At 39.5% G+C, this 10,529-nt stretch carries 7 protein-coding genes; 6 read left to right on the top strand and 1 reads right to left on the bottom strand.

The window, feature by feature from the left end:
- Window positions 1-84: 84 nt before the first annotated feature.
- The 6 genes from C4E06_RS26860 (at window position 85) to C4E06_RS26835 (ending at window position 5,478) form a co-directional block, all read left to right on the top strand.
- Window positions 85-537 (top strand): DUF1036 domain-containing protein, encoded by a 453-nt coding sequence (locus C4E06_RS26860; protein WP_198649077.1) that lies wholly within the window; start codon window positions 85-87, stop codon window positions 535-537.
- Between the two features lie 145 nt (window positions 538-682).
- Entirely contained in the window at window positions 683-2,005 is a 1,323-nt protein-coding gene (locus C4E06_RS26855) for an ABC transporter substrate-binding protein (RefSeq protein WP_107671381.1), read from the top strand.
- Window positions 2,006-2,179: 174 nt separating this feature from the next.
- A complete protein-coding gene (locus C4E06_RS26850; protein ID WP_107671380.1) occupies window positions 2,180-2,722 on the top strand; it encodes a hypothetical protein in 543 nt (180 codons plus the stop codon).
- Entirely contained in the window at window positions 2,710-3,699 is a 990-nt protein-coding gene (locus tag C4E06_RS26845; protein WP_107671379.1) for an HTTM domain-containing protein, read from the top strand. The genes C4E06_RS26850 and C4E06_RS26845 overlap by 13 nt, the downstream gene beginning before the upstream one ends.
- 17 nt (window positions 3,700-3,716) lie before the next feature.
- A complete protein-coding gene (gene fumC, locus C4E06_RS26840; RefSeq protein WP_107671378.1) occupies window positions 3,717-5,090 on the top strand; it encodes a class II fumarate hydratase in 1,374 nt (457 codons plus the stop codon).
- A 73-nt stretch (window positions 5,091-5,163) separates the two neighbouring features.
- Complete coding sequence (locus C4E06_RS26835) at window positions 5,164-5,478, top strand: DUF4164 family protein (RefSeq protein WP_107671377.1); 315 nt, start codon at window positions 5,164-5,166, stop codon at window positions 5,476-5,478.
- A gap of 94 nt (window positions 5,479-5,572) precedes the next feature.
- On the opposite strand, the gene C4E06_RS26830 is transcribed toward C4E06_RS26835, so the two are convergent.
- Entirely contained in the window at window positions 5,573-10,444 is a 4,872-nt protein-coding gene (locus C4E06_RS26830; RefSeq protein WP_107671376.1) for a calcium-binding protein, read from the bottom strand.
- Window positions 10,445-10,529: the final 85 nt, after the last annotated feature.

The following is a 10,529-nucleotide window of genomic DNA, read 5'->3' as shown; positions in this document are numbered from 1 at the left end:
GAGGGGGAAAGTGTCTCTTTTTTTGTTGCTAAAATTTCTTTAAAGAAACATAAGGCATCTAATTGGTGTTGAGGAGGAAAAACCATGAAACAATTATTCGGTTTATGCTCATTAATGGTCTTGGGGGCAGGGTTAGGAGAATTAGCGTTATCTCCAAAAACCGCACAAGCCTCAGAACTGTGTAATTATCGTAATGAAATTGTCCGTGTGTCGGGCGCTTATATTAATAATGATGATACCTGGGTCACCAAGGGATGGTGGTTAGTCGAACCCGGCGAATGTATGGTTTATCCGGATAATTGGTACACTTATGTAGAAGTTGACCGCGCTCAAACGGTAGAGCGTACCTATTTATTAGAGTTAGAAGGGGAAGACATCCAAGCCGTTGAATTATGTGTTCTTCAAGATCGGTTTACTTTCTATAATGGAGATAGCTCTGAGGTTTGTAATAAGCATCATTATGGGTTTACGGATAATTCTATGCAAACCTTTTATTTAATTGGTGCGAGACGAGAACTGATTGAATACACTCAATAAAATTTGTGAAAAAGTAGACCGAGGAAACCCTAACCCCGACAAAAGGGAGGCGTTAAGTCTCCCCATTTTGTGGTAAGTCCGTTAAAAAAGTCTTAAACTAAAGGTCAATTTAAGATGATCCATTGCTTTGAGGAGTCGATACATAATGAACTCATGGTTAACCAAATATCGCTTAAAGTCCCCTCTAGCTTGGGGTTTAGCCCTTGCCTTTAGTAGTAGTTTGTTAGTGGGGTGCAATAACCAAACCCCCACCGACACCGGAACCGCCCCCAGTCCCGATACCCCCGCAGCCAGTGGAGAGGGCTTAAAATTAGGGGCATTATTACCGGTCACAGGAGACTTATCCTCCATTGGGGCCAATATGCCAGAAGCGGTTCAACTGGCCATTGATGAGATTAATGCTTGTGGTGGCGTTAATGGTCAACCGGTTACCCTGGTGACTGAAGATAGTCAAACCGACCCCACCGCCGGCGGGGCAGCCATGACCAAACTAGCCGAAGTTGACCGGGTTGCTGGTGTGGTGGGGGCCTTTGCCAGTAGTGTGTCTGGGGCGGCTGTGGGGACGGCGGCGCAAAATAAAGTAATGTTAATTTCTCCAGGTAGCACCAGTCCTGTGTTTACAGATCAGGCGAAAAATGGGGAATTTAACGGCTATTGGGCGAGAACGGCTCCCCCGGATACCTATCAGGCCCAAGCCTTAGCAGCGTTAGCCCAAAAACAAGGCTTTGAAAATGTTTCGACTGTGGTCATTAATAATGATTATGGGGTGGGGTTTGAACAGCAGTTTGTGGGCGCATTTGAGAAGGCAGGGGGTAAACTCACCAATAAAGAACAACCTGTCCGTTATGATCCCAAAGCCGCTACCCTCGATAGTGAAGCAGCCGCAGCCTTTGCCAATAACCCCGATGCTGTGGCCGCAGTCCTTTACGCAGAAACCGGTAGTATTTTATTACAAGCAGCCTATAAACGAGGGTTAAGCGAAGGGGTGACTGTCTTGTTAACCGATGGGGTTTATTCTGAGGACTTTGTTGAACAGGTGGGCAAAACCCCTGACGGTAAGTATATTTTAGAGGGGGCTTTAGGAACGGTTCCAGGGGCCGATGGTCAAGCGTTAGACGCTTTTACCACCAAGTGGAACGAGAAAACCGGTAAGGATGTCACCGCTTTTGTTCCCCACAGTTGGGACGCAACCATCTTATTAATGTTGGCCGCTGAAGCCGCTAAAGCTAACACAGGAGAAGCCATTCAAAGTAAGATTCGAGAAGTAGCTAACGCCCCAGGGACAGAAGTCAGTGACCCTTGTGAGGCGATCGCATTAGTCCGGGATGGGGAAGATATCAATTATCAAGGGGCCAGTGGTAACGTTGATATTGATGAAAATGGCGACGTTGTCGGTAGTTATGATGTTTGGACGGTTAAAGCAGATGGTACTACCGAAGTTATTGATAAAGTGAGTCCCACGGAATAATTTTCAACCCTAATTATTAAGAAATATGACCCGCTCCGGCGGGTTTATTTTTTGTCCAAAAAAGTTTAAACAACTTAAGAAAATCTATAATCTTGTCGGTTAAATATTGAGTCTTAATAGAATTTAGATACTGTGTTTCCTATCCTTCACAACTAAGCTATTAAAGAGGGTCAAATGATATCCCAATTAGTTGTTAATAAATCTGTTAATTATCTTAAGAAAGTTGCCATTGTCGCCGTTATTGTTAGTTCCCTGGGTTCCCATCTTGTTCATAATACACCTCTCAATAGTCCTCTTTTTCCCCATCTCTTTGCACGGTTGACCAGTTTAACGGGAATGAGTGATCAGTGGCGAATGTTTTCCGTGGTTGATCGCTTTAGCTGGCGACTGGAAATTGTGGCTATTGATGAAAATGGAACAGGAGAAACATTGCCTATTTTTGCTGAACAAGAAATAGGATTTTTTGAGAAACAATTTATCAATTTTAGAGAAGGAAAACTCCATCAAAATTTATTTGTTTTTCCTGATGCACGGGATCACTATAGTGATTACTTGTGTCAAATCTTTCAAACTGAAACTAAATCGATTAAATCCATTCGTTATGATTTATTTTGGAGACAAATTTTACCCCCTCAACAAGCAGCCATTAGACAGCAATATTTAACAGAAGAATTTAGTGATATTGGTAAACTAGGAGAGTATCAATGCCAGAATTAATAAAAAAAGGAACTAAAAAAATATATGATTTTTGGTTTGCTAAAGAATCAACCTTAAGTTTGGGGGTATTTCGGATTGTTTTTGGCCTATTTATTCTCAATATTTTGTTACTCAGTTATTTCCACTGGAATGAGTATTATGGGGTCAATGGAATTATCTCTTTAGATCGCTTTGTTAATGCCAGAGGAGGGTGGTTTTTAGCTTCTTTTAAATCTATTTTCGCCTTGTCTAATAATCCTCAGTTTATTTGGGTTATTTATGGACTTGCTTTAGTTATAAACCTCTGTTTTATTGTTGGTTTAGGAACCCGTATTGCTACCCTTCTTTTATATATTATTTGGTTCTCAATCTGTAATCGTAACTCTGCCATTATTGATGGAAAAGATGTTGTTATACAAATGCTATTATTTTATAGTTGTTTTGCTCCTTTAGGTAATCATTTATCCGTTGATAATATCTTTCGTGCAAAATTACTTCGTAAACGTCGTAATATTATTCCTTATATTCCTCCCAAACAGTCTGTCTGGAGTTTAAGACTTCTACAATTTTCTATTGCTTTAATTTATCCCTTTTCTGCTGTAGATAAACTGTATAGTGATGTAGCTTGGCGAGAGGGTAGTATTATGTATTATATTTCTCTTTATGAGGCTTGGTTTCGCTTTACTGGTGTTGAATTATTTCACAATTATTTCTTGAGTATCATTACAACCTATAGTGCCTTAATGCTTGAGTTTTTATTTCCTATTTTAGTTTGGTTTAAGCGCACTAAATACTGGATATTAGGAATCATGGTTTTATTTCATATGTCTATTGCCATTGTTATGAATGAATTTGTCTTACAATTTAGTCTAGTGATGTTGATTTCTTACACCCTATTTATTGAACCTGAAACCATTAAAAAAATGTTCTCTAAATTCAAGAGAAAGTATAATATTGTCAGCCAAAAATTAATGATAGAAAATAAAGTTAATTCATGAAAAATAAGGAGAAACTAATGAGAATTGAACAAGACAGTATGGGGAAAATTGAAGTACCATCAGACGCTTATTGGGGCGCACAAACTCAACGATCCCTCCATTATTTTGCCATTGGTCATGATACCATGCCCAGAGAAATGATTCGAGCCATTGGTATTCTTAAAAAAGCCACAGCGATGGTTAATAAAGACTTAGGAAAATTAGACCCAGAAAAAGAAAAATTAATCGTACAAGCAGCGGATGAAGTAATATCAGGAAACCTCGATCAACAGTTTCCTTTGAAAATTTGGCAAACCGGAAGCGGAACCCAAACTAACATGAATGCTAACGAAGTTATCGCTAACCGCGCCATCGAATTAGCTGGGGGAAAATTAGGGAGTAAAGATCCGATTCATCCCAATGATCATGTTAATATGTCCCAATCTTCTAATGATACCTTTCCCACTGCCATGCACATTGCAGCCGTAGAAGAAATCCATCATAAATTATTACCAATGGTTACTAAATTACGGGATAGTTTAGTGACAAAAACCAACGAATTTCAAAACATCGTTAAAATTGGTCGAACCCATTTAATGGATGCTGTTCCCTTAACCCTCGGACAAGAATTTTCTGGGTACATTTCCCAACTCGATAAAGACATAGAAAGAATCCAATTAAGTTTACCTGATTTATATGAATTAGCTATCGGTGGAACCGCAGTGGGAACCGGGTTAAATACCCACCCAGAATTTGCCGAAAAAGTAGCCCAAGAAATCGCTCAAATAACAGACTTACCCTTTGTTTCAGCCGATAACAAATTTGCCGCCTTAGCAGCACACGATGCCGTTGTAATGTGTAGTGGAACCCTAAAAACATTGGCTTGTTCCTTGATGAAAATAGCGAATGATATTCGGTGGTTGGGATCGGGTCCCCGTTGTGGTATTGGGGAGCTTATTTTACCTGCAAATGAGCCAGGATCTTCTATTATGCCAGGAAAAGTTAACCCCACCCAATGCGAAGCAATGACTATGGTTTGTGTGCAAGTTATGGGTTATGATACAGCTATTAGTATGGCAGGAAGTCAGGGTAATTTTGAGTTAAATGTCTTTAAACCTTTACTCATTTTTAATCTGTTAAATTCCATTAGATTATTAGCCGATGCTTGTTCATCTTTCACCGACCATTTAGTCGTAGGGTTAAAAATAAATCAAGAACAAATTGAGCATTATTTAAACAATTCTTTGATGTTAGTCACTGCTTTAAACCCTCATATTGGCTATGATAAAGCCGCTAAAGTTGCCAAAAAAGCTTATGAAGAAAATACGACTTTAGAAGCAGCTTGTATTGCTTTAGGGTTTCTGACTTCCGAAGAATTTAAAACCATTGTTGATCCTACAAAGATGACGTAAATCAATACATAATTTTTGTAGAATAGGAATTATCAATCCTATGATTAGGATAACAACATTAGGAGTTTTATCCATGAGCGACCCGATGACAGTGACTTACCCCATAGAAGAAGTTCTGAAGCGCATTGAGAACAAATTGGATAAGATAGATGAGAAATTTGAGACTAAATTAGATAAGCTAGACGAGAAGTTTGAGGCTAAATTCGACAAGCTAGATGAACGTCTCACCACCATAGAAGTCGGCCAGGGAAGACTAGAAGAAAAAGTCGATAGTTTAGCCAAACGGTTAGATAATCAAGAGTTTATCAACCGTGGTGTTCTTGTTGGTTTGATTATTGCCTTATTAGGGGGTTTAGCAAAGATGTTCGGGTTTATCGGTAATCCCTAACTTGTTGTTAGGCTAGATTAACAATTACAGTATCATTCCAGGTGATCCCTTCTCCAATAAATGAAAAGGCGATCGCTTGATAATATTCAATTATCTAAACAATAGAAGTTTTATCCCAGGCGATCGCTAATTTTTCGAGATCCTCGTCGCTGACATTATCTAAGAAAGCATCAGTTGAACCAACAACATCATATTGAGACATAATATTAATGAGTGAACCTAAACCCTGTTGAGTGAGTATCTCATAAGCTGCTTCTCCACTGTCAGAAACCAGTCCAGTATCAAGGACAATATTAGCTTGTTGATTGTTAAAATAGTCCTCAATGGTCAAAGTTGAATGAGTTAGTTCGTCTCCTTCATTATTAGGAGTTTGTTGCAGATAAATTAAAAGATCATCTTCTTCTTGCTTGAACCAAAGTTCATTATCAGCAACATCAGCAAACATTAATAGATCATCAACAGTAATATCTTTAATGACTGCATTTTGATAATTATCACTGATAATAAAGCTGTCTTTTCCTTCACCACTGTAATAAATATTGTTAGAACCTCCTAAAACAAAGGTGTCATTTCCAATATCACCTTTAATGACATTATCCTTAGCTTCAACATCAGTCCAGATAAAGTCATCTCCTGCGCCGGCAAATACTTCCCCTTGGTGTCCCATAATGCGTAAATAATCATCATCTGCACCGGTTTTGATGGTGTTTTTATTACCAAAGACTGTAACTACATCTTGACCGGCACCGGATTCTACGTCACCATAGTTACCAATAGAAACAATATAATCATTGCCATCACCAGAGACAACAGCGTTATAGTTCCCTACCGCAACCAGATAGTTTTCACCCTCTCCACCATTTAACCAACTATCGCTACCCAAAACATACAGAGTATCGTCACCGTCACCCCCAGAAAGGTTAGCGTAGCGTCCGGCAGCTAAAGCGAAGTCATGACCTTCTCCCCCGAAGAAAAGGTTATTAATACCGATTAAAACGGCGGTATCATCCCCTTTATTACCGCTACCTTGGTTATTTTCTCCCATGCCATAATAGAGATCATCACCATCACCACCCCAGAAGTTATTATTAAGTCCCATTAACCCTACTAAGTCGTTACCATCCCCACCCCAAGTCAAGTTATTGTTGCCTAAACTCACCAGTAAGTCCCCGTCTCCGGTCATATAACCACTGTTGGCAAAAAAGTCGAACATTTGCTCTTGCATGGTGTCGATATCACCGTCAAAACTGTTGACCAGTCCTACCATATCGTCGAGGGTTTTGGTACTGAAGAGTTGAGGAATATCGATATCGAAGACAGAGGGTAAAGTAAGTCCTCCAAACCCAAACACTTCAGATGACTCGATAACGGGGACTGCTGGAGGGGAAGGGTTGTCGCTTTCAGGGGTTTCTGTAGTGCTAGAGTTTTCTGTCTCTTCTGTCTCTTCTTGTGGTGCAAAATAATTTTGGAAACTTTTTAGGCCATCTTCTCCTATATCTAACGCTGATTTTAAACTATCTACCAGTCCATCGGGATCAATAAACTTGCTCAGGTTTCCATTCCCAAACGCTTCAAATAGTCCGAGAAGGTTACTAGGGTTGGTTATGTCAAAGTTAGCCCCGGTTTCCTCATTTTTCAAGTCTAAGCCAACTTTTTGACCATTTTGACTAACGAACTGAGCAAATGCGTCACGGATACTATCTAAGTCTTCTTGACTTAACCGTTGCGCTTCAGTTTTAGTAATGTTACCTTGTGCATCGTAGGTGAGTCCTAATGCTTCCCCTAACGTTAAGTCAGGGAGAGAAGCAGAAACCCGTGCGATCAGTTGGTTGAGGAAGTTTCCTAATGCGTTGCGGGGGTCATAACTGAGGGTGTTACCCACTTGACCATTTTCTGCGTTGGTTTCTTGGGACAACATTCCAAATACCGACGCGATGGTGGTATCTAACAAAGAGGGGATATTATCAGCGAACATAAACTGGTTGTCCCCGTTGGTGAGGATAATATCTGCACCTTGGCCAGCAATCGTGAGGTTAAAGTTTTGGTCTTTTAGGGGGGTTCCTTGAGCTTTTTTGAAGGGACTTTGACCGGCCATAACGCGGTTAAACCCTTTATTTAACGCTCTTTCAGCGTCTGCTTGTAAGGCGCGGGTATTGCGATCGCTTTCACTTCCATAGTCGAATACGGTTTCATATTCAACACTACTATTCATATCTAGTGTTGAGATTTGATCAATAATTTGTTTAGCGTTTCCTTTACTCCATAAATAGTTTTGGGAGTCGTAATAGTTATCTTCGATGGGATCACCGGTCAAGGGATCAATATCATCCTTGTCTCCATTAACATTAAATTGAGCAATATCTTCTTTGAGATAACCGACAATATCCGTCGGACCACTAAAGGGACTTTGAAAGGGAGGTAAAGGAATGGACTTATCCACCATCACAATGAAGTCATTACTCACCCCATAGTTAAAGCTAACGTTGCGTTGACCGATGAATAGTTGCGCTCCTTCAAAAGCAGTATAGTTGGCGATAGTTTGGGTATGTTTAGCGGTGTCACCGTCACCGATATGGACAAAGATATTATTGTCACCAAAAGCAGCAGCTTTAAACCCACCGTCACCCACTTTGATCCCGATATTGGTATTACCCCAGAAGGCTGCGGTAAACTCCCCATCTCCTACTTGAACTTGTAAGTTACCATGAGTATCTTGATATTGTCCATCAACATATTTCATCCCTGTAAAAGTGAGTTGAGGGGCAGTTTGGAAGGCTTTCCGTTTAATCTGTCCACCGATACTTTCAGCATCTTTGACCAGTTGCTTAATGCTGACATTGCGTCGTCCTTCGAGGTTCGTGTTACGGACTATAGCCACATCTTCGATGGTTTGTCTGATGTTATTAGCAAAAAGTTTTTCTCCATCAAGATGAGTTGCTTTGGCAGACTCTTTGACTTTTGCGCGGTAGGTTTCAGCATTATCAACGGTTGCACAAGCGCGACAATAACCACTGACGACGCTTTTGGTTCCTAAACGACTTAAGGCTGCTTCTGCGTCTTGGGAGGTGACTTTTGAGCGTTTCCCTACCGTCATATAACCCATATTTGCTTTACCATTAGCAGAGCGATCGCGTAAGGTAGTGAGTAAGACTTGTTCTTGGTTTTTGGCCATATCAATGCCTAAACCTTCCTCTTTACCTCGGTATTTTTCCAATAAATAAACATTATTAGTGCTATTTGCCGGTTTATGTTCGGCTGCTTCGAGGTTTTCCACGTTACGGAAGTCGTTAGCACCGATCTTGATGTATTTATCGTCTTGACCCAGATAGCTATTTTCAACTTCACTGGTATAGGTTTGTCCTTCTAATTTTTCACCATGAGAAATAATGGTGGTAGTGTCGGGTAAACGAATGGAACCATCAGCTTGTACTGGGTTTTCACTGCTAAAGATACTAATACGTTTACTTTCATCCCCACCAATATCAATTTGTACCCGATATTGAGGTTCTCCCCCATTGGGATCAATAATTTTATAAACCGTTAGTTTGTCCCCTTCATCACTGATAGAGGTGTGTATCACTTCATAATCTATGCGTTTAGTGTCTTTATCTACTCCACTCTTGGGTTCTTCTACAGTTGAGTCATTACTGCGATTATTAGCTTTTAAGATTTCCGTAAGGTGTGTAGATGTTGAACTGTCTTCAACAGGATAAAGTGTGAAAGAGACCTTAATTCGACGTGAATCACTATTCTGGACAACTTCAAGAACTGGATCAAAGAATAAAGGATTAGGATAGTAATGTCCTTTGAGCCTTGATGAAGTTAAAACAGTTTTATTTTCTTCACTTCCAGCTAATTTAGTTGCTAACTCAAACTGTTCTTCTGTTATTAATCCATCCTTTTTCAACTGTGAGACTGCATCATAAATTTTTTGCGTTGAGTCTTCTAACTTAATTGTTCCGTTGTCATTCTCAAAAATCGGGTCAAAGAAATTACTGATTTTTGTGTTTGTTGTTGAATCTCCCCAACGAACATTTCCGGGTGCGTAAGAAATAGTAGAGATGGCCTTATGAAGTTCAGTTCCATTAAATTTTCCGTCTTTTACAGCGTTTTTAAATGCTCCTAAGGCTTTGTCTGATAAACTACCACCCTGATCTCTCAATTTAATGTTATCTAAAGCATCTAGAAAGGGTTTAACATTTGCTTCTATTGCAGCATCACTCCATCCATTAGAAATTGCTTGAGCCGCTAATGTATGAAGAATATTAGAAATAGCTGAATCTGCTAAGATGTGATTAATACTTTTCCCGTTTGGGTAATCAGAATAAAGTCCACGTTGTGTTGTTGCTTCGTCATAAACTTTTTCGTAGCCACTGCGCTTATCCTCTACAACAAATGTTTCGCTGTAACCCACTCCTTCCGCTCTTTTATAAGCCATTAAACTGGTGGCAATAGCGCGTATGCTTGCAGAATTTTTTACTCTTGCTTCATTCAATATTAGAGAATAGGTTTTATATTTAAGTCCTGTATCATTACGTTGAAAACCTTTTAAACCTCCAGCCCAAATCGCTTTGGCATCAACAATATTAAAGTTATCACTATCAGCTTCTTTTATAAAAACACGAGTCCCGAAAGTATCACTGTCTCCACTTGAAACTACATTCCTGTTAGTTTGTTCGTTTTTAGGATACTTGTTAAGAACATCGTCAAGATCCTTATTCTCTTCTACTGAAAAGTTATTCTTGCTTAATTCTAAAACTGAATATTTATCATTTGGTTTAGCAACCACAACTAATTTAGCGTTATCTTGACTCCAATAATTATCCAAGCTTTCTTTTAAATACAAAGCATAATTTTCTAGTGCAGTCTCATTATTAAGACCTCCTAATGCCACAACTTCTCTTGCAACTGTATTAGGATCTATTCCTAAAACTGAGGTGACAAATTGTGCGGGAGATGTAATCATATTTTTGGTTCTTTTGCCATCTTCACGGACAAATTTATCTTTAAAAAATCAAGGTATTCTTTAAACTGAGGATTAACTGACTGGG

It is taken from the genome of Cyanothece sp. BG0011 (assembly GCF_003013815.1).
GTDB lineage: Bacteria > Cyanobacteriota > Cyanobacteriia > Cyanobacteriales > Microcystaceae > Crocosphaera.
Note: the sequence above shows the minus strand (reverse complement) of the source record. Positions and strands in the feature narration are given on the sequence as shown.

Excerpts from the sequence above, each read along its gene's own strand:
- C4E06_RS26860 (WP_198649077.1), top strand. The coding sequence starts at position 85 with ATGAAACAATTATTCGGTTTATGCTCATTAATGGTCTTGGGGGCAGGG.
- C4E06_RS26855 (WP_107671381.1), top strand. The coding sequence starts at position 683 with ATGAACTCATGGTTAACCAAATATCGCTTAAAGTCCCCTCTAGCTTGG.
- C4E06_RS26850 (WP_107671380.1), top strand. The coding sequence starts at position 2,180 with ATGATATCCCAATTAGTTGTTAATAAATCTGTTAATTATCTTAAGAAA.
- C4E06_RS26845 (WP_107671379.1), top strand. The coding sequence starts at position 2,710 with ATGCCAGAATTAATAAAAAAAGGAACTAAAAAAATATATGATTTTTGG.
- fumC (WP_107671378.1), top strand. The coding sequence starts at position 3,717 with ATGAGAATTGAACAAGACAGTATGGGGAAAATTGAAGTACCATCAGAC.
- C4E06_RS26835 (WP_107671377.1), top strand. The coding sequence starts at position 5,164 with ATGAGCGACCCGATGACAGTGACTTACCCCATAGAAGAAGTTCTGAAG.
- C4E06_RS26830 (WP_107671376.1), bottom strand. The coding sequence starts at position 10,444 with ATGATTACATCTCCCGCACAATTTGTCACCTCAGTTTTAGGAATAGAT.